Origin of the sequence: Streptomyces sp. NPDC013457, from assembly GCF_043089925.1 — a bacterium.
Lineage (GTDB): Bacteria > Actinomycetota > Actinomycetes > Streptomycetales > Streptomycetaceae > Streptomyces.
This window is the reverse complement of the sequence record NZ_JBICBL010000004.1, coordinates 570,987-588,545: the sequence shown is the minus strand read 5'-3', so window position 1 is coordinate 588,545 and position 17,559 is coordinate 570,987. Positions and strand designations below refer to the sequence as shown.

At 71.5% G+C, this 17,559-nt stretch carries 19 protein-coding genes; 13 read left to right on the top strand and 6 right to left on the bottom strand.

The window, feature by feature from the left end:
- Window positions 1-379 precede the first annotated feature (379 nt).
- Window positions 380-637 (bottom strand): mycoredoxin, encoded by a 258-nt coding sequence (locus ACF1G2_RS14500; RefSeq protein ID WP_391798553.1) that lies wholly within the window; start codon window positions 635-637, stop codon window positions 380-382.
- Between the two features lie 178 nt (window positions 638-815).
- Here ACF1G2_RS14500 and ACF1G2_RS14495 point away from each other — a divergent pair, with 178 nt between their 5' ends.
- From ACF1G2_RS14495 to ACF1G2_RS14475, 5 genes are all read left to right on the top strand, one after another.
- Window positions 816-3,020 (top strand): ATP-dependent DNA helicase UvrD2, encoded by a 2,205-nt coding sequence (locus tag ACF1G2_RS14495; RefSeq protein WP_391798552.1) that lies wholly within the window; start codon window positions 816-818, stop codon window positions 3,018-3,020.
- A 171-nt stretch (window positions 3,021-3,191) separates the two neighbouring features.
- Window positions 3,192-3,563 (top strand): hypothetical protein, encoded by a 372-nt coding sequence (locus ACF1G2_RS14490; protein WP_391798551.1) that lies wholly within the window; start codon window positions 3,192-3,194, stop codon window positions 3,561-3,563.
- 174 nt (window positions 3,564-3,737) lie between these two features.
- On the top strand, window positions 3,738-4,106 hold the full coding sequence (locus tag ACF1G2_RS14485; protein WP_352191288.1) for a WhiB family transcriptional regulator: 369 nt from the start codon (window positions 3,738-3,740) through the stop codon (window positions 4,104-4,106).
- Window positions 4,103-4,426: a hypothetical protein gene (locus ACF1G2_RS14480; RefSeq protein WP_391798550.1), complete on the top strand. Its 324-nt coding sequence runs from the start codon at window positions 4,103-4,105 to the stop codon at window positions 4,424-4,426. The genes ACF1G2_RS14485 and ACF1G2_RS14480 overlap by 4 nt, the downstream gene beginning before the upstream one ends.
- A 93-nt stretch (window positions 4,427-4,519) precedes the next feature.
- Window positions 4,520-4,702, top strand: a complete 183-nt coding sequence (locus ACF1G2_RS14475) for a hypothetical protein (protein ID WP_391798549.1) — start codon at window positions 4,520-4,522, stop codon at window positions 4,700-4,702.
- Window positions 4,703-4,732: 30 nt separating this feature from the next.
- On the opposite strand, the gene ACF1G2_RS14470 is transcribed toward ACF1G2_RS14475, so the two are convergent.
- Window positions 4,733-6,076 carry an ABC1 kinase family protein gene (locus tag ACF1G2_RS14470; RefSeq protein ID WP_391798548.1) on the bottom strand — a complete coding sequence of 448 codons (1,344 nt, stop codon included), beginning with the start codon at window positions 6,074-6,076 and terminating at the stop codon, window positions 4,733-4,735.
- Window positions 6,077-6,117: 41 nt separating this feature from the next.
- Window positions 6,118-7,269, bottom strand: coding sequence for a TOMM precursor leader peptide-binding protein (locus tag ACF1G2_RS14465; protein WP_391798547.1), 1,152 nt, complete (start codon window positions 7,267-7,269; stop codon window positions 6,118-6,120).
- A gap of 188 nt (window positions 7,270-7,457) precedes the next feature.
- Between ACF1G2_RS14465 and ACF1G2_RS14460 the strand changes: the two genes are divergently transcribed.
- From ACF1G2_RS14460 to ACF1G2_RS14445, 4 genes are all read left to right on the top strand, one after another.
- Window positions 7,458-8,033 carry a M48 family metallopeptidase gene (locus ACF1G2_RS14460; RefSeq protein ID WP_391798546.1) on the top strand — a complete coding sequence of 192 codons (576 nt, stop codon included), beginning with the start codon at window positions 7,458-7,460 and terminating at the stop codon, window positions 8,031-8,033.
- Window positions 8,034-8,146: 113 nt separating this feature from the next.
- Complete coding sequence (locus tag ACF1G2_RS14455) at window positions 8,147-9,781, top strand: TerD family protein (protein WP_391798545.1); 1,635 nt, start codon at window positions 8,147-8,149, stop codon at window positions 9,779-9,781.
- A 13-nt stretch (window positions 9,782-9,794) separates the two neighbouring features.
- Window positions 9,795-10,475: an AIM24 family protein gene (locus tag ACF1G2_RS14450; RefSeq protein WP_352186957.1), complete on the top strand. Its 681-nt coding sequence runs from the start codon at window positions 9,795-9,797 to the stop codon at window positions 10,473-10,475.
- A gap of 19 nt (window positions 10,476-10,494) precedes the next feature.
- The gene (locus tag ACF1G2_RS14445; protein ID WP_352186958.1) at window positions 10,495-11,250 is read left to right on the top strand and encodes an AIM24 family protein; all 756 of its coding nucleotides are present in this window, start codon (window positions 10,495-10,497) and stop codon (window positions 11,248-11,250) included.
- Window positions 11,251-11,311: 61 nt separating this feature from the next.
- Here ACF1G2_RS14445 and ACF1G2_RS14440 read toward each other — a convergent pair whose 3' ends face one another.
- Complete coding sequence (locus tag ACF1G2_RS14440) at window positions 11,312-11,833, bottom strand: NUDIX hydrolase (protein WP_391798544.1); 522 nt, start codon at window positions 11,831-11,833, stop codon at window positions 11,312-11,314.
- On the bottom strand, window positions 11,830-13,269 hold the full coding sequence (locus ACF1G2_RS14435) for a zinc-dependent metalloprotease (protein WP_391798543.1): 1,440 nt from the start codon (window positions 13,267-13,269) through the stop codon (window positions 11,830-11,832). The genes ACF1G2_RS14440 and ACF1G2_RS14435 overlap by 4 nt, the downstream gene beginning before the upstream one ends.
- A 210-nt stretch (window positions 13,270-13,479) precedes the next feature.
- On the opposite strand from ACF1G2_RS14435, the gene ACF1G2_RS14430 reads away from it, so the two are divergent.
- The 4 genes from ACF1G2_RS14430 to ACF1G2_RS14415 all read left to right on the top strand — a co-directional run bounded on the left by ACF1G2_RS14430 (window position 13,480) and on the right by ACF1G2_RS14415 (window position 16,843).
- On the top strand, window positions 13,480-14,589 hold the full coding sequence (locus ACF1G2_RS14430) for an SDR family oxidoreductase (protein WP_383228420.1): 1,110 nt from the start codon (window positions 13,480-13,482) through the stop codon (window positions 14,587-14,589).
- A gap of 92 nt (window positions 14,590-14,681) precedes the next feature.
- Window positions 14,682-15,143 (top strand): molybdenum cofactor biosynthesis protein MoaE, encoded by a 462-nt coding sequence (locus tag ACF1G2_RS14425; RefSeq protein ID WP_391798542.1) that lies wholly within the window; start codon window positions 14,682-14,684, stop codon window positions 15,141-15,143.
- A gap of 305 nt (window positions 15,144-15,448) precedes the next feature.
- A complete protein-coding gene (locus ACF1G2_RS14420) occupies window positions 15,449-15,679 on the top strand; it encodes a hypothetical protein (protein WP_391798582.1) in 231 nt (76 codons plus the stop codon).
- A 75-nt stretch (window positions 15,680-15,754) separates the two neighbouring features.
- Window positions 15,755-16,843 (top strand): PDZ domain-containing protein, encoded by a 1,089-nt coding sequence (locus ACF1G2_RS14415; RefSeq protein WP_391798541.1) that lies wholly within the window; start codon window positions 15,755-15,757, stop codon window positions 16,841-16,843.
- Window positions 16,844-16,912: 69 nt separating this feature from the next.
- On the opposite strand, the gene ACF1G2_RS14410 is transcribed toward ACF1G2_RS14415, so the two are convergent.
- Window positions 16,913-17,470 carry a PPA1309 family protein gene (locus tag ACF1G2_RS14410; protein WP_391798540.1) on the bottom strand — a complete coding sequence of 186 codons (558 nt, stop codon included), beginning with the start codon at window positions 17,468-17,470 and terminating at the stop codon, window positions 16,913-16,915.
- Window positions 17,471-17,559 lie beyond the last annotated feature (89 nt).

The following is a 17,559-nucleotide window of genomic DNA, read 5'->3' as shown; positions in this document are numbered from 1 at the left end:
CCATGTAGTGGTACATCACGACCATGACGGCCGCGCCGAGGCGCATGCCGTCCAGGACGTGGAGGCGTTTGGGTTTCCTCCCGGTCGGGCTGGGCGGGGCGCTCGGCGCGAGATCGGGTACACGCGGCGCCGGGGCGACCGGGGTCTTCTGGTTGAGCACTGGCTTCCCCACCTGGATGTGCAGACGCAAATCGCGGTCCGGGGAGAGCATAGGGGTCGCGTAAGGGCCCGATCAAAACTTCGCAGGTGTGACGCTCTTCACGGATGAATCGGTGCCTGGCCGCCGCGGAGTGGGGTACACGCGGTCGCCGTCCCGGCCATGTGGAAGGGCCCCGCGAGGGGTGCTCGCCGGGGCCCTTCCGTGTCCGTCCGCTCGGGGTCAGGCGCCGAGTGCCTGCTTCACCTGGGCGAGGCTCGGGTTGGTCATGACCACCTCGGCCGTCCCGGAGGTGGGAAGGATGCGCACGGTCGGCACCGTCTGGTTGCCCCCGTTGGCCTTCTCCACGAACGCGGCCGAGTCCGGGTCCTGCTCGATGTTGATCTCCGTGTACGCGATGCCCTCGCGGTCCAGCTGGCTCTTCAGCCGGCGGCAGTAGCCGCACCACGTGGTGCTGTACATCGTCACAGTGCCCTGCATGGCCAGGCGCTCCTCTTCTACGCGTCGTTCGCGTTCCTCGCGGATGCGGGTGGGTCGGGTGGGTCCGCCCAGTGAGAACGTACGGGGTCGCGCGGCCATTCCCGATTCGTATGACCGCTCGCCCCGCCCTGTGGACAACGCTCGGCATCCGGCTCCCGCGACCTGGCAGCATGGCGGGGTGACAGCAGCAACGCACTCCACTCTCTTCCCGCAGGTGCCCGAGTCGGCCGACGCGGTGCTCGACGGGCTCGACCCCGAGCAGCGCGAGGTCGCCCTCGCCCTGCACGGTCCGGTGTGCGTGCTGGCGGGAGCCGGCACGGGAAAGACCCGGGCCATCACCCACCGCATCGCCTACGGAGTGCGGGCGGGGATACTCCAGCCCGGCAGTGTGCTGGCCGTCACGTTCACCAACCGGGCCGCGGGAGAGATGCGCGGCCGGCTCCGGCAGCTCGGCGCGGGAGGCGTCCAGGCGCGTACGTTCCACTCCGCCGCCCTCCGTCAGCTCCAGTACTTCTGGCCGAAAGTCGTCGGTGGCGACCTTCCCCGCCTCCTGGAGCGCAAGGTCCAGCTCGTCGCCGAGGCCGCCGCGCGCTGCCGCGTCCGGCTCGACCGGAACGAGCTGCGGGACGTCACCGGCGAGATCGAGTGGGCCAAGGTCACGCAGACCGTCCCCGCCGACTATCCGGCCGTCGTCGCCAAGTCCGTCCGCGAGGCGCCGCGCGACCCGGCCGAGATCTCGCAGATCTACGCGACGTACGAGCAGCTCAAGCGTGACCGCTCGGTGATCGACTTCGAGGACGTGCTGCTGCTCACGGTCGGCGTCCTCCAGGACCGGCACGACATCGCCGACCAGATCCGCCGCCAGTACCAGCACTTCGTGGTGGACGAGTACCAGGACGTCTCCCCGCTCCAGCAGCGGCTGCTCGATCTCTGGCTCGGCGACCGCGACAGCCTCTGCGTCGTCGGCGACGCAAGCCAGACCATCTACTCCTTCACCGGCGCCACCCCCGACCACCTGCTGAACTTCCGCACCCGGCACCCGAACGCCACGGTGGTCAAGCTCGTCCGCGACTACCGCTCCACCCCCCAGGTCGTCCACCTCGCCAACGGGCTGCTCAGCCAGGCCCGCGGCCGGGCCGCCGAGCACCGCCTGGAGCTGATCTCCCAGCGCGACCCGGGGCCCGAGCCCGCCTACACCGAGTACGCCGACGAACCCGCGGAGGCCGAGGGCACCGCCCGCCGCATCCGTGATCTGATCGCCGCCGGAGTCCCGGCCGGCGAGATCGCCGTGCTCTACCGCATCAACGCCCAGTCCGAGGTCTACGAACAGGCTCTCGCCGACGTCGGTGTCCCCTACCAGCTGCGCGGCGCCGAGCGTTTCTTCGAGCGCCAGGAGGTACGGGAGGCGGGCATCGCCCTGCGAGGCGCCGCCCGTGCCGGGGGGAACGACTCCCTCCTCGATGACGCGGAGGACCTGCCCGCCCAGGTCCGCGCCGTGCTCTCCACCAAGGGTTGGACCACCGATCCGCCCGCGGGCTCGGGCGCCGTGCGCGACCGCTGGGAGTCCCTCGCGGCACTGGTCAGGCTCGCCGAGGACTTCGCCCGCGCCAGGCCGGGCGCCACCCTCTCCGACCTGGTCGCCGAGCTCGACGAGCGGGCCGCCGCCCAGCACGCCCCGACCGTCCAGGGCGTCACCCTCGCCTCCCTGCACGCGGCCAAGGGCCTGGAGTGGGACGCCGTCTTCCTGGTCGGTCTCACCGAGGGCATGATGCCGATCACCTACGCGAAGACCGACGAGCAGGTCGAGGAGGAACGCCGCCTGCTGTACGTCGGGGTCACGCGCGCCCGGCTCCACCTCACGCTCTCCTGGGCGCTCTCCCGCTCCCCGGGCGGCCGCCCCTCCCGCCGTCCCACCCGCTTCCTCAAGGGCCTGCGGCCCGGCTCGGGCGCCCTCGGCGCGGGCAGCGGCGGCACGGGAGGGACGGGCGGCGGCGGGTCCGTGGACCGCGCCGTGGGCGCCGGACGGCGCAAGCACCGGGGCCCGGTGCGCTGCCGTGTCTGCGGCGCCACGCTCACCGAGGCCGGCGAGATGAAGCTGATGCGCTGCGAGGACTGCCCCTCGGACATGGACGAGGCGCTCTACGAGCGGCTCCGTGACTGGCGCGGCGACCGCGCCAGGGAGCTCGGGCAGCCCGCGTACTGCGTGTTCACCGACAAGACGCTGATGGCGATCGCCGAGCGCGTGCCCGCGACGGGCGGGGAACTCGCCGGAATCGCGGGGGTCGGCGCGCGGAAGCTGGACCGGTTCGGGGCCGACGTTCTCGCCCTCTGCGCGGGCGAAGAACCAGGTGAGGGGTGTGGAGGAGTCGACGAGGAGAGCTGAGGAAAACTCGTCGAAAAAATAGTTTGCGCACCCCCCGTCAAGCCCCATAGGTTCTTAACCACGGAAACAGCGGCTTCTAAGAAGCCCTGTCTTCGTGCTGTACTTGTCCAAATGAACATGAGGGTCCGGCTCACACCGACCCCTCCGAGACGCCGAGAGGAGGCGATTCCAGTGATCAGCAACATCAACAGCACCACCGTCAGCTTCGTCAGCACCGACAAAATGACCGATCGCTCGGTCGTCTCCGCCTGCTCGCTCGGCCTCTCCGGCTCGGCGTTCATTGGCAGCGGTCTTCCTGGCACCGGTATGTCCGGCGCCGGCCTGGCCGGCGCCGCTTCCCTGCGGCCGGCTGCCGACCTTGCGGGTCTTCCCGTCAAGGAGCGCAACGAGCGACCGACCAAGGCACTGGAAGCAGGAGTAGCAGCAGTCAAGGCCACGGCCTATGGCTTTGCGGCGACCGGTGCCGAAACCAAGCAGCAGACGACGCAGCACCACACGATGTGGGCCTTCCGTGGGCTCGAACCCTGGAGTGATCCAGCCTGATCTGAATCAGGCCGGCGCCTTCAGGGCCGCGGAACCCCACCCGGGATCCGCGGCCCTTCTGTTTGTCCCCGAACGGGGACGGCGGAGCGAAGGGGCCTCGGGACCAGCACCACCCGGTACCAGCCGAAACCCCGGCCCAACAGGCCGGAACGACCAGACGAGGAATTACCCACCGTGCAACTCGAAGCGCACGCCCCGTCCGTACCGACTTCCGAAACGATCCCGCCGCCCGGCCTCACGGAGGACTCCACCTTGACCCCCCTCACCGCGCTCACCGCGCTCGACGACGCCATCGAGAACCTCGGCGTACCCGTCCCCTGCCGTTCGTTCGACCCGGAGGTCTTCTTCGCCGAGTCCCCGGCCGACGTCGAGTACGCCAAGTCCCTCTGCCGTACCTGCCCGCTGATGGAGGCCTGCCTCGCCGGTGCGCAGGAGCGGCGTGAGCCGTGGGGCGTCTGGGGTGGAGAGCTGTTCGTCCAGGGCGTGGTCGTCGCCCGCAAGCGGCCGCGTGGCCGCCCGCGCAAGAACCCGGTCGCGGCATGAACGTCACCGGAACCATCGACCGACCCCTCACGCACGATCCCCAGAAGCTGGCCCCGATGACCTCTTCCACCAGTGAGCCGTCCGGCTCCGCCACCACAGACGTCACCATCTCCGGCGCGAACGCCTCGCGTCAGAACAGGACCCGTGAAATGCAACTCATCCAAGAAGCCCTGGCTCGTGCTCATATGCACGACCTTCTGCGGGAAGCCGATGCGGAACGCCAGGCCACGCGCCTGGTCGCCGCTCGGCGGATGCAGAAGCGGGCCGAGCGCGTCTCGCTGCGCGCCCGGCGCGCGCTCGCCATGGCTGTCATGCACTGACCCGAAGTAACCACGCGGGGGCCGGTCCGAACGGACCGGCCCCCGCGGTGCGTTGCGGCGCGGCCCGGGCCGCCCCGGACTATCGTCAGGAGGGTGAACGACGCCCGGAAGCCCGAGGAACCCTTCGTCTGCGCACGCTGCGGCACGACAACGGAGGAGCTCCCGGTGACCTGGACCTGCTCGGTGGAGAACGGCGAGCGCCAGTACTTCTGCGAGGCCTGCGCCCGCGAGAACATCAGGTCCATCGAGGGCCGCCTCGACTCCTCCTGGTGGTGACGGCCCTCCGCCCGGTCCCGCCCCGCGCCGCTACTCGGCCCGGACGAAGCCCGGCAGCCACTCCTCCAGCTCGTCGCGGAGGCGCACCGTCGCGTTCAGCTGGCAGAGCACCCCGATCGTGCTCAGGGTCACTCGGTGTATCAGCAGATACGACGGCGGCAGATTGAGCTGCTTGCCCAGCTGATGCGCGGGGGAGCGCAGGTCGGCGATCCGGGCGGCCTGGGACCGCATCCAGCCCCGGGTGAACGCGAACGCCTCGGCCTCCGCCGGCTCGATGATCGGCAGCAGGTACTCGAGCACCGCGTCCGGGTCGAGGGCGATGGACTCCTTGACGAAGCCCTCCTCGCGCAGCAGCTCGTAGACCGTGTCGGCGTCGCCCTCCAGGGTCAGCCGCAGACAGGTCCCGATCGTCTCCGGCAGTCCGCCCGGAAGCCGGTCCACCGTGCCGAAGTCCAGGACACCGAGCCGCCAGCTCTCCGGACCGTCCTCGTCGTCGGCACCCGGCAGAAGCCGGAAGTTGCCCGGGTGCGGATCGGCGTGGAGAAGTCCCGTGCGGGCCGGGCCGGAGAAGAGGAACCGCGCCAGGAGCTGACCGGCCCGGTTCCGCTGCTCCTCCGTACCGTCCGCGATGACCTCCGACAGCGGGATCCCGTCGATCCACTCCGTGACGAGCACCTGCTCGCCCTGGTGCACCACGGACGGCACCACGACATCGGGATCGCCCGCGAACTCCTCCGCGTGCTCCCGCTGCGCCTGCGCCTCCAGGCTGTAGTCCAGCTCCTCCGAGACCCGGTCACGCAACTCGGTGATCAGGGGCTTGACGTCCATACCGGGGATCAGCGGGCCGAGCAGCCGGGCGAAACGGCTGAGCTGCGTCAGGTCGGAGAGCAGCGCCTCGCCCGCCCCCGGGTACTGCACCTTCACCGCGACCTCGCGGCCGTCGTGCCACACCGCGCGGTGCACCTGCCCGATGGAGGCGGCCGCCGCCGGCTTGTCCTCGAACTCCAGGAACAGCTCCCGCCACTCCGGGCCGAGCCGCTCCTCCAGGACGGCGTGGACCGTCCGCGTCGGCATCGGGGGCGCCGCCTCCTGGAGCTTGGTCAGGGCGGCCCGGTAGGGACCGGCCACCTCCTCGGGGAGCGCCGACTCGAAGACGGACAGCGCCTGCCCGAACTTCATCGCGCCGCCCTTGAGCTCACCGAGCACCTTGAACAGCTGGTCCGCCGTGCGCTGCTGGAGCTCTCGCGCGACCAGCTCCGCGGACTTGCCGCCGATCCGCTTGCCCAGACCCCAGGTGGCCCGTCCGGCGAAGCCCAGGGGCAACGCGGCCAACCTGGCGGTCCGGGTGACCGCCTTCCGGGGAAGATCAGACATGCGCCCCTCCAGTTCCCAGACTGCCTTGCCACACAGGGCCGTTACCTCGCCATTGTGTCGTGCGGGCTTCCGGCCCTTGAGGCATGCTCCCCCTCTCCGCGTCGCGCCGCGCCGCACGGGCACGCCGGGTGAGGTCTCATCCGCTCCACGCGCCACTCCAGAAGCGGCAGCGACACCTCCCAGCGAGCCCCCGTGCTCGCGGGCAACTCACCGTCGAGAAAGGCCAGCGCGTGGGCCGCGGCCAGCCCGGCGACCGCCGTCGCGAGCCCCAGATCGCAGGCCGGCACCTCCGGGGGCGGGCCCGAGCGCCACTGCGCCAGCATGCGGGGCCAGACCGGCTCCCGGTCCGACCGCTCCTCCACCGCGCACCGGGCACAGGCCGTCCCGCCGGGCAGCACCAGCGGCCCGACCACACCGGTCGCCTCCAGCACCCCCGCGTAGAGATGAGGCGTTCCCGTCGTGATCCAGCCCTCGGCGGTGAGCGGGTCGGGGAGGTAGGCGGCGAGGCCGTCCCGAGGTGTCACCACGACGAGTGAGAGCCCTGGCTCCCGTCCGGCCTCACCCGCCACCCGTCTGCCCGCACGAGGCGGCCGGCCGCCCGGCGCCGACCGCGCCACGAGCCGATGCGCCGCCGCGGCCCGGCGCTCGCCCACCGCCTCGGCCGGCAGTCCGCCCGGCGAGACCTCCCAGGGCCGTACGCATCCTGAGTCCAGCACCTCCACCCTGCCGACGCCCGAGGCCGAGAGCAGAGCGGCGACCGTGGCACCGACCCGGCCCGCGCCCCGGACCTGGACGCGTGCCGCCCGCCGGGCGGCCACGCGCCGTAACGCCCCGTCCGGCTCCGGATGGACGACGGAGAGTGAGGCCAGATCGGCGCGGAGGGGATCGAGCGCACCGTCCGGGCGTCCCGCGCCGGCCGCCCTCCCGGGTCTCCCCGCCGAGGCGTCCGCGATCAGCCCGGCCTTCGCGAGCCGGTCGAGCAGCCCCTCGAGCCACCCGTCCGGCAGGCCCAGGGCCCGCGCCTCGGCCCGCAGGAGCGCCATGCCGCGCGTGCCGTCGAGCAGCCCGAGCAGGCTGCCGGTGGTCGTGTCGAGCGGACCGACCACCACCGCGTGCGCGGACGTCGCCCCGAACTGCACGCTCCGAAGATCGCGCCACGCCCTTCGCAGCGCGGGTTTCAGCATCGGATGCATTTCCGCCCCCGTGATCTTGATCGTCGACTTCCTCCGCCGTCAGATTGCCCGGGAGTCGAAGCGGACACGGAAAGTTGTCCACAGGGGCGGGGTATTAATCATTCAAATGGTGCACGGTGTGGCCGGAGCCCCGCCGAACCGCCCCGGAGGCGGGACTTCCCCCGCTGACAGCGGGTAACGTCGGGCCCGTGCCCGCCGACCCACAGCGCAGCGTGACAAGGAAGCCGACCCGCGGTTCGGGGACGAGTGCGGTCGAGGTCCGCAGAAGCTCCCGGCGGAGCCGAACCGTCTCCGCCTACCGCGAGGGCGACCGGACCATCGTGCTCATCCCGGCCCGGATGTCCGAGGCGGAAGAGCAACGCTGGGTGACGGTCATGCTGGACAAGCTGGCCGCCCAGGAGAGCAAGAGCGTCCTCGGTGACGCCGAACTCACCGAGCGTGCCGAGCGGTTGTCGGACCAGTACTTCGCCGGCCGGGCCCGGCCGACGTCGGTGCGCTGGGTGACCAACCAGAACACCCGCTGGGGCTCGTGCACTCCGTCGGAGGGCAGCATCCGCCTCTCGCACCGGCTCCAGGGCATGCCCGAGTACGTCGTCGACTACGTCCTCGTCCACGAGCTGGCGCATCTCCTGGTGCCCGGTCACGGCCCCCGGTTCTGGCGGCTCCTGGAGGCCTACCCGCGCACCGAGCGTGCCCGCGGCTACCTCGAAGGAGTCGTCGCCGCCGACCAGCTGCCCCACCTGCCGGGTGCGCGCGAGGAGTAGCCAGGACCGCTTCAGTCCTGTACCGAATGCGTACCGGCTTGGCTCAATGTCGCACACAGCCGTTAGCCTGGCGCGACGCATTCACATTTCGGGATGGGGGACGGTCGTTACGCATGGCCAGGGAATTCCAACGCGGCCACAAGGCCAAGATCAGTGATCTCACACCGGGAACCGATCTGTACGTGGGTGTGCAGATCGCGGCGCCCGGGCTGACCTTCGACATCAGCTGCTTCGGCCTCGACGCCAACGAGCAGCTCTCGGACGACCGGTACTTCATCTTCTTCAACCAGCCGAAGTCGCCGGAGGAGTCCATCCAGCTGCTCGGCGCGCAGTCGGGCGACACCGAGTCGTTCCGGGTCACGCTGGACCGCATCCCGGCGAACATCCACAAGCTGTCGTTCACCGCGACCATCGACGGCGCCGGCCAGATGTCGCAGATCGGCCCCGGCTACATCCGCATCGTGGCGGGCGGTGAGGAGGTCGTCCGATACCCGTTCACGGGCACGGAGTTCTCCACCGAGCGCGCCGTCATGCTGGGCGACTTCTACCTCAAGGACGTCTGGCGGTTCGCCGCCATCGGCCAGGGCTTCGACGGCGGCCTCGACGCGCTGCTGAAGAACTTCGGCGGCGAGGTCGCCGAGGAGCAGCCCGCGGCGCAGGCGCCGCAGGCGGCCCCCGGCTTCGGCGCGCCACCGCAGGCCGCGGCGCCGCCCGCGTTCGGTGCGCCCGCCGCGCCCCAGGCGCCTCAGCCCGCCCCGCAGTTCGGCGCTCCGCCGACCGCGCCCGTACCGGCGCCCGCTCCGGCCCCTGCCCCGCAGGCTCCGGTCCAGCCGATGCACGCGGCCCCCACCATGGGCGCCCCGATGGCACCCCACGCCCCGGCCCCCTCGCCGTACGGCCAGCCGCCGCAGGCGCCGCAGGCACCGCAGGCCCCGCAGTTCGGCCAGGTTCCCGGCGGGCAGGTGCCGGGCCAGCCGTACGGCCAGCCGCAGCCCCAGTTCGGGCAGGTCCCCGGCCAGATGGGCGCGCCCCAGGGCATGCCGCCCGGTGTGCCGCAGGGCATGCCGCAGGGCGCTCCCGCCGGCGGTCCCGGGCTCGCCGCGGCGCTCCAGCCCTTCAAGGAGACCCCGACCGGCGCCCGCTGGGCCCCGCAGAACCAGCAGCTCATGCGGGTCGACCTGCAGATGGGCGGCGTCCCCGTCCTCGCCCGCCAGGGCAGCATGGTCATGTACCAGGGCAAGGTCGACTTCAGCCACAAGGGCGCGGGCTTCACCGGCCGGATCGTCGGCAACGCCACCGGCCAGGAGATGCAGCTCATGCGCTGCACGGGTCGCGGCCAGGTCTTCCTCGCCGAGGAGGGCGCCCACCTGCACCCGATCGAGCTCCAGGGCGACGGCATCTGCGTCTCCGCCGAGAACGTGCTCGCCTTCGACGAGTCCCTCCAGTACGAAGTACGGAGGATCGAGGGTCACGGCATCCCCGGCGGCGCCCTGTTCACGATGCAGTTCCAGGGCACCGGCACCGTCGTCGTCAAGACGCACGGCGTGCCCGTCGTCCTTCCCGTCACGCCGACCACCTTCGCCGACTGCAACGCGGTCATCGCCTGGTCGTCCGCGTCCCAGGTGATCCTCTCCAGCCAGGTCCGGCTGCGCCGCAACGCGTACCCGGGGCACAGCGGTGAGACCGTCAACCTCCAGTTCCGGGGCGCTCCCGGCAACTTCATCGTCGTCCAGCCGTACGAGGTCTGAGGGAGCCCGAACAATGAACCAGCAACTCGCGGGCTTCGCCCCGACCCCGATGGCGGCCCGGATGGAGAACCACGGCCGCGCCATGCTCAAGGTCGCCATGGCCTCCGGCCACGACCTGTACGCGCGCACCGGCTCGATGGTCGCCTACGAGGGCTTCGTCACCTACGAGCCCAACCCGCCGGCGGCCCGCCAGGTCGCCCAGCAGTGGATCACCGGCGAGGGCGCGCCCATCATGAAGTGCTCCGGCGACGGCCTGCTCTACCTCGCCGACTACGGCGCGGACGTCGTCGTGATCAACCTCAACAACGACTCGCTCTCGGTCAACGGCACCAACCTGCTGGCCTTCGACGCGCACCTCCAGTGGGGCGTCGAGAAGGTCAAGGGCCTCGCCAAGTTCGCCGGCCAGGGCCTGTTCAACGTCGAGATCGCCGGCACGGGCTGGGTCGCGATCACCTCGCGCGGCACGCCGATCGTCGTCGACTGCGGCCGCGGCGAGGACGAGACGTACGTCGACCCGGACGCGCTCGTCGCCTGGTCACCGGCGCTCAAGGTCAAGGGCAAGCGCAGCTTCAAGGCCTCCTCCCTGATCGGGCGGGGCAGCGGCGAGGCGTTCCAGATGGCCTTCTCCGGCCAGGGCATCGTCGTCGTACAGCCGAGCGAGGACAGCACCGACCGCCTGCGGGTCCGGGGCTGAGGGGGAGCGAGAACACACCATGCAGAGCCCGCTTTTCAACTACGCCGAGCAGCAGAGCCAGGAACGGTACGTCATCCAGAACCCGCAGTTGCTGCGGGTGGCGCTGACCGGCTCGGACGACATCCTCGCCCGCAAAGGCGCCATGGTCGCCTACCAGGGACTCGTCGACTTCGACGGCGAGTACCAGACGTCCAGTCAGCGGCGCGCCCAGGCCAGGACCGGTGAGGGCCTCGACCTGATGCGCTGCTCCGGCCAGGGCACGGTCTACTTCGCCAACCTCGCCCAGTACATCCACGTCGTGGAGGTCGAGCAGGAGGGCATGACCGTCGACAGCGCCTACGTCCTGGCGCTCGACTCGACCCTGCACACCGAGGTCATCGCCGTCGACAGCCAGTACGGCGTCTCCGGCACCGGCAAGTACCAGCTCAACATCTCCGGCCGCGGCAAGGTCGCCCTGATGACCTCCGGCCAGCCGCTGATGATGCACGTGACGCCGGACAAGTACGTCAACGTCGACGCGGACGCGATCGTCGCCTGGTCCACCGGGCTGCGGGTGCAGATGCAGGCGCAGACGACCAACTCGAACATCCGCCGCCGCCGTGGCGACACGGGTGAGGGCTGGGAGCTCAGCTTCCTCGGACAGGGCTTCGCCCTCGTCCAGCCCAGCGAGGTCATGCCGCCGCAGCACGCCGCCATCGGCCAGGGCATCGCCGCCCAGTTCGGCGCCGGCCAGCACGGCTCCCGCGCCCAGAACCAGAACAACGCCTGGAACTGACGCGCCGTACCACGGCACAGGTAAGGGGCGGCCTCCCTGGAGGCCGCCCCTTACGCATGCGCTAGAGGCGGGCGAGGGTGTCCTCCAGGAGCCGCACCACCGAGGTGTCGGCCACGGACGCCACCTCGTCGTACGCGAACCAGCGCAGGTCCAGCGACTCCTCGCTGATGGCCTCCACCGCACCGGCCGGTGCCAGCGCCGCGTACTGGACGTCCAGATGCCAGTGGCACGGCGCCGGGATCGGATGCCGGTCGAGCCGCACGGGGCCGCCGGACAGCAGCGTGAGACCGGGAATGCCGGACTCCTCCGTCGCCTCGCGCAGCGCCGCCTCCGCCAGCGTCGTGTCACCGGGCTCGCAGTGGCCGCCCATCTGCAGCCACATGCCGAGCTTCTTGTGCAGGGTCAGAAGAGCCCGCCCGCGCTCGGCGTCCACCACCAGCGCGCTGGCCGTCAGATGCCCGGCCCCGCACGCCTTCCACATCCCGTCCTCGTGCGCCGCGAGATGGTCCAGATAGAGCCCGCGCAGCTCCTGCTGGCCCTCGTAGGCCTTCAGTACGAGAACGGCGTCGTCGTGCAGGCTCACTTGGCGGTGTCGTCCTTGCCCTCGTCGTCGCCGTCCCCGCGGGCCGCCTCGCCGAGCATCTTGTCGATCTCCGAGAAGTCGAGGTGCTCGCGGTGGACGAAGCCGTCCGGGTCGTCCAGGTCGGAGGCCGTCGGCAGCATGTCCGGGTGGTGCCAGAGGTCGTCACGGCCGTCGACCCCGCGCGCGTCCGTGAGCGAGGCCCACAGCCGCGAGGCGTCCCGCAGCCGGCGCGGACGCAGCTCGAGGCCGATCAGCGTGGCGAAGGTCTGCTCCGCGGGACCACCGCTGGCCCGGCGCCTGCGCAGCGTCTCGCGCAGCGCGTCCGCCGAGGTCAGACGGGACTTCGCGGCCTCGTGGACCACCGCGTCCACCCAGCCCTCGACCAACGCGAGCGCCGTCTCCAGACGGGCCAGCGCGGCCTTCTGCTCCGGGGTGTCCTCGGGCTGGAACATGCCCTGCTGGAGCGCCTCCTGCAGCTGCTCCGGGTGCGTCGGGTCGAGCTGACCCACCGCCTCCTCCAGCTTCGAGGTGTCGACCTTGATCCCGCGGGCGTAGCCCTCGACCGCGCCGAACAGATGCGAGCGCAGCCACGGCACATGGGCGAAGAGGCGCTGGTGGGCGGCCTCGCGCAGGGCCAGGTAGAGCCGCACCTCGTCCTTGGGGACGCCCAGGTCCTTGCCGAACGCCTCGATGTTCAGCGGCAGCAGCGCCGCCTTGCCGGCCGGGCCGAGAGGCAGACCGACGTCCGTCGAGCCGACGACCTCGCCCGCGAGCGCGCCGACGGCCTGGCCGATCTGCTGACCGAACATGGCGCCGCCCATCGACCGCATCATGCCGATCAGCGGGCCCGCCATGGCCTGCATCTCCTCGGGCAGGACATCGCCCATCGCCGTGCCGACCCGCTCGGCGACCGGGTCGACCAGCTGCTGCCAGGCCGGGAGCGTCGCCTCGACCCACTCCGCGCGGCTCCACGCCACGGCCGTGTTCGCCCCTGAGGGCAGCGAGGTCACGCCGTCCAGCCACAGGTCGGCCAGGCGCACGGCCTCCTCGACCGCGGCCTTCTCGGCCGGACCCACACTGGCGTCCTTGGTGCCGTCGGACGTGCCCTGGGCGACCACCTGGCGCGCGATCTGCTTCGCCATGTCCCAGTTCACCGGACCGCCCTCGTACGAGAGCATCTGGCCGAGCTGCTGGAAGGCGGCGCCCAGGTCGTTCGGATTCAGCGAGCCGAACATCGCGGCGAACGGATTGTCCGCGCCACCCGGACCGCCCATGCCCGGCAGGCCGCCGAAGCCGAACGGATTGGCCCCGAACGGGTTGCCGCCGCCCTGGCCACCGGACCCCTGGCCACCGTCGGCGGGGTCCTTCTTCCTGCCCTCGTCGCCGTTCTCCGGCTCCTCCGGCGGAAGGCCGAATCCGAATGGGGTGTCACTCACAGGTTTCCTCGGCTCGTAGGGCCGCCGGATTCCTTCCGACGGCGGCTTTCCCGGCTCGGCTCGATGCCCGGCTGCACACCACCAGCGTAGACATCCGGGCCGGATATGGGCTCGGTGCTCCGCCGGGCCGTGGCCTGCGGCAGGATGGACGCCACCTGGTACGTACGCGTCATTCGGGTACGTACTGAAGACAACCGCTGGAGACGCCCGGTGAGTTCCCCAGATCCTCAGGTTCGCGCAGCGCGAAACATCTCGACCCGGCCCGCCGGGCGCGGCCCCGTGGTCGCCGTCACGGGCGCCGCGTCCGGGGTCGGCGCCCTGCTGACCGCGCGCCTCGCCGCGTCCGAGGAGATCAAGCAGGTCGTCGCGATCGACGAGCGCCGGGGCGAGGTCTCCGAGGCGCAATGGCACATCCTCGACGTGCGCGACCCGGCGATCGCCGAGAAGCTGCGCGGCGCGGACGTCGTCGTGCACCTCGCCGTCGACCTCGACCTGGAATCCGACGCGGCCGCCCGAACGGCCTACAACGTGCGCGGCGCGCAGACCGTCCTCACGGCCGCCGCGGCCGCGGGCGTGCACCGTGTGGTGCTCTGCACCTCCGCGATGGTCTACGGCGCGCTGCCCGACAACGACATCCCCCTCTCCGAGGACGCCGAGCTGCGGGCGACCGCCGAGGCCACCGGCGTCGGCGACATGCTGGAGATCGAGCGGCTCGGCCGCCGCGCGCCCCGAGCCCACCCCGGACTCCAGGTCACCGTCGTCAGGCCCGCGGTCCTGGTCGGCGGCACGGACACGGCCCTGACCCGCTACTTCGAGTCGCCCCGGCTGCTCGTCGTGGCAGGCTCCCGCCCCACCTGGCAGTTCTGCCACGTCGAGGACCTGGTCAGCGCACTGGAGTACGCGGCGCTCGAGAAGGTCGACGGGGAGTTCGCGGTCGGCTGCGACGGCTGGCTCGAACAGGAGGAGGTCGAGGAGCTGTCCGGGATCCGGCGGATGGAGCTGCCCTCCGCGGTCGCCCTCGGCGCGGCGGCCCGGCTGCACCGGATCGGGCTCACACCGTCCCCGGCCGGGGACCTCGCCTACACCATGCACCCGTGGGTGGTCAGCGTCGGGCGGCTGCACGACGCGGGCTGGCGGCCCACGTGGACCAACGAGGAGGTGCTCGCCGCGCTCCTGGAGGAGGTCGAGGGCCGGCACACGGTCGCGGGCCGCAGGCTCGGCCGCAAGGACGCCACGGCGGCCGGAGCGGCCGGTGCGACGGTCGCGCTGCTCGGCACGGCGGCGCTCGTGCGCCAGATGCGGAAGCGGCGCGGCATGTAGCGGCTGAGCTGTAGGACCCTCCTACGGAGGGTCGGGTCCACCGGCGGAAAGCGCTATTCCGTGATGTCCGTGCGGTACGGCACCATGGGCGCATGGCACGCACCCATGACCACCCCGGCGAGCAGACCGCGGCGGACCCGATCAAGCTCCTCGCGATCCGTGACACCCCGCTCTCGGTCGACGAGGTCTTCCGTGCGGTCGGCGACGACGCGGCCGGCGGCACGACGCTCTTCGTGGGCACGGTGCGCAACCACGACGGCGGCACCGATGTCGACGCGCTCGGGTACTCCTGCCACCCCTCCGCCGAGGACGAGCTGCGCCGGGTCGCCGAGAAGGTCGTCGCCGACTACCCGGTCCGCGCGCTGGCCGCGGTCCACCGTGTGGGCGATCTGAGCGTCGGCGATCTCGCGGTCGTGGTCGCGGTCTCCTGCCCGCACCGCGGCGAGGCCTTCGAGGCCTGCCGCAAGCTCATCGACGACCTCAAGCACGAGGTCCCCATCTGGAAGCACCAGACGTTCTCGGACGGCACCGAGGAGTGGGTCGGGGCCTGCTGAGCGTCCACCCCAGGCCTGGGGGTCCCCCCGGACGGAGTCTGGGGGAGGGTCGGGGCCTGCTGAGCGTCCACCCCAGGCCTGGGGGTCCCCCCGGACGGAGTCTGGGGGAGGGTAGGGGCCTGCTGAGCGTCCACCCGCAGAGCCCCCACGGCTCCGCCGCAAGGCGCCGCGCCGACGTGCGGTAGTCGAACGCCCCGATTTGCGTAACCGGCCCCCCGGCAGCAGCGTTGATGCTGCAGATCGTTAGTCTGCTGATCGGCCGGTCGCGGTCGGTTGCGGTCGCTCATTGGGGATGGGAGGTCGGGATGGCAGTCCTCGCATGGTTGCTGATTCCGCTTTTCGCAGTCGTCGGCGCGGCGATATGGGGAAGCTGGGCCCAGCGGAGCAAGACCATCGGAGACGTGGCCGAGCTCGCCGGCTACGCACGGTTCAGGGACGCCATGGAGCGTTCCCACGTCGGCTTCGCCGACGCCGAACCCGAGATGGCTCCGGCCGCACCCTCGTCCCCCGTACGCAGTAGTCACGTCTCCGGCTGAGTTCCGCCTGCCGGGCCGCCTCGTACGGACCCGCCCCACGGGTGCACTCACAGGCCGGTCCCGTACTGTCGTTCCATGCCACGCCGCACCGCGACGATGCTCGCCTCCACCCTCGTCCTGATCACCCTGCTCTGTGTGGGCGTTCTGGTCCCGGTGCCGTACGCGGAGATGAGCCCCGGCCCGACGGTCAACACCCTCGGGGAGGCCGCGGGCGAACCCGTCCTGCAGATCTCGGGGCGCAAGACCTACCCCACCGACGGGCATCTCAACATGACGACCGTCCGCGTCACCAGCGCGGACTACCGGATGAACGTGGTCGAGGCGGTCTACGGCTGGCTCGCCCACGACAACGTGGTCGTCCCCAAGGAGACCCTCTACCCGGACGGCAAGACCGAGGAGCAGTCGACCCAGGAGAACGCCGAGGAGTTCAGCCAGTCCCAGGAGAGCGCCAAGGTCGCCGCCCTCGGCGAGCTGGACATCCCGGTGACCACCCGGGTCGTCGTGGCCTCCGTCGTCAAGGACAGCCCCGCCCAGGGCGAGCTGCACGCCGGCGACGTCGTCAAGGCCGTGGACGGTGTGCCCGTCAAGGAGCCGGGGGACGTCGCCAAGCAGGTGACCACGCACAAGCCGGGCGAGAAGGTCGACTTCACGATCGTCCCCGCCAAGGAGGCGGAGGCGGCGGAGAAGGCCGGCAAGGAGCCCACCGCCACCGAGAAGGTCTCCGTCACCACGGTGAAGTCCCCGGAGGGCGACCGGGCCATCGTCGGCATCCAGGCCGGCACCGACCACGTCTTCCCGTTCACGATCGACATCAAGCTCGCCGACGTGGGCGGCCCCAGCGCCGGCCTGATGTTCGCCCTCGGCATCGTCGACAAGCTGACGCCGGAGAGCCTCACCGACGGCAAGTTCATCGCCGGTACCGGGACCATCGACGAGAAGGGCCAGGTCGGCCCCATCGGCGGCATCCAGATGAAGCTCGTCGGCGCGCGCAACGCGGGCGCCCGGTACTTCCTCACCCCGGCCGACAACTGCGCGACCGCCGCCTCCGACATCCCCGACGGCCTCACCCTGATCAAGGTGAACACCATCGACGACGCCACGAAGTCGCTGGAGAAGCTCCGCGCCGGGGACACGAAGAACCTGCCCAGCTGCTCGAAGAGCTAGAACGGCGCCCGTACGGAGAAGGGGGCGCCCCGGTCCACCGACCGGGGCGCCCCCTTGTACACGGGTGTCTCAGCCCTCGAAGGTCGCCGCCAGGGCCTCCGCCAGCCCCGGCACCAGGTCCGCGCCCGTCAGCACCTCGTTCGGGGAGTCCTTCTCGCGCAGCCGGATCGCCGCCTCCCGCGCGCCGTCACGGAGCACGGCCACGGTCATCCGGACCTCCTGGCGGTCGGGGTGCCGGGCCACCCACTTCGCCAGAGCGGCCTCGCTCAGGCCCTCCGGCACGGACGCCTCGGCCGACGGCGGGAGCATCAGCCGCTCCACCGTCAGTGCGCAGCCGACCACGGCGTCCGGCCAGGCGATGGTGCCGAGGAACTCGTCGAGGGGCTTCCCCTTCGGCAGTTCCTCCTGCTCGATGGGGGTGTAGGCGGCGGCCGCCCCGTCGCCTTCGAGGCCGAGCTGGGAGGCGAGTCCCGGCTCCTGGGCACGCAGTCGGGCGGTGTCGACCAGGGCGAAGAGCCGGGCCGGACGGTCCCAGCCGAGGCCGGAGGCGTACTCGTCGATCTCGAGCACCGCGCGGGTGAGGGGGCTCGCGGCCATGGGGGTACCGGAGGGGGAAACGTTGGACATGGACAACATCCTGCCTCCTCTTCCCCCGAAGACGGGAACTAGGTAAAGCCTCAGTAAGTTGCATCAGTGGGCTCTACGATCGCGGGGCC

Excerpts from the sequence above, each read along its gene's own strand:
- ACF1G2_RS14445 (WP_352186958.1), top strand. The coding sequence starts at position 10,495 with ATGCAGAGCCCGCTTTTCAACTACGCCGAGCAGCAGAGCCAGGAACGG.
- ACF1G2_RS14465 (WP_391798547.1), bottom strand. The coding sequence starts at position 7,269 with ATGCATCCGATGCTGAAACCCGCGCTGCGAAGGGCGTGGCGCGATCTT.
- ACF1G2_RS14450 (WP_352186957.1), top strand. The coding sequence starts at position 9,795 with ATGAACCAGCAACTCGCGGGCTTCGCCCCGACCCCGATGGCGGCCCGG.
- ACF1G2_RS14455 (WP_391798545.1), top strand. The coding sequence starts at position 8,147 with ATGGCCAGGGAATTCCAACGCGGCCACAAGGCCAAGATCAGTGATCTC.
- ACF1G2_RS14425 (WP_391798542.1), top strand. The coding sequence starts at position 14,682 with ATGGCACGCACCCATGACCACCCCGGCGAGCAGACCGCGGCGGACCCG.
- ACF1G2_RS14420 (WP_391798582.1), top strand. The coding sequence starts at position 15,449 with ATGGCAGTCCTCGCATGGTTGCTGATTCCGCTTTTCGCAGTCGTCGGC.
- ACF1G2_RS14500 (WP_391798553.1), bottom strand. The coding sequence starts at position 637 with ATGCAGGGCACTGTGACGATGTACAGCACCACGTGGTGCGGCTACTGC.
- ACF1G2_RS14470 (WP_391798548.1), bottom strand. The coding sequence starts at position 6,076 with ATGTCTGATCTTCCCCGGAAGGCGGTCACCCGGACCGCCAGGTTGGCC.
- ACF1G2_RS14415 (WP_391798541.1), top strand. The coding sequence starts at position 15,755 with ATGCCACGCCGCACCGCGACGATGCTCGCCTCCACCCTCGTCCTGATC.
- ACF1G2_RS14480 (WP_391798550.1), top strand. The coding sequence starts at position 4,103 with ATGAACGTCACCGGAACCATCGACCGACCCCTCACGCACGATCCCCAG.
- ACF1G2_RS14410 (WP_391798540.1), bottom strand. The coding sequence starts at position 17,470 with ATGTCCAACGTTTCCCCCTCCGGTACCCCCATGGCCGCGAGCCCCCTC.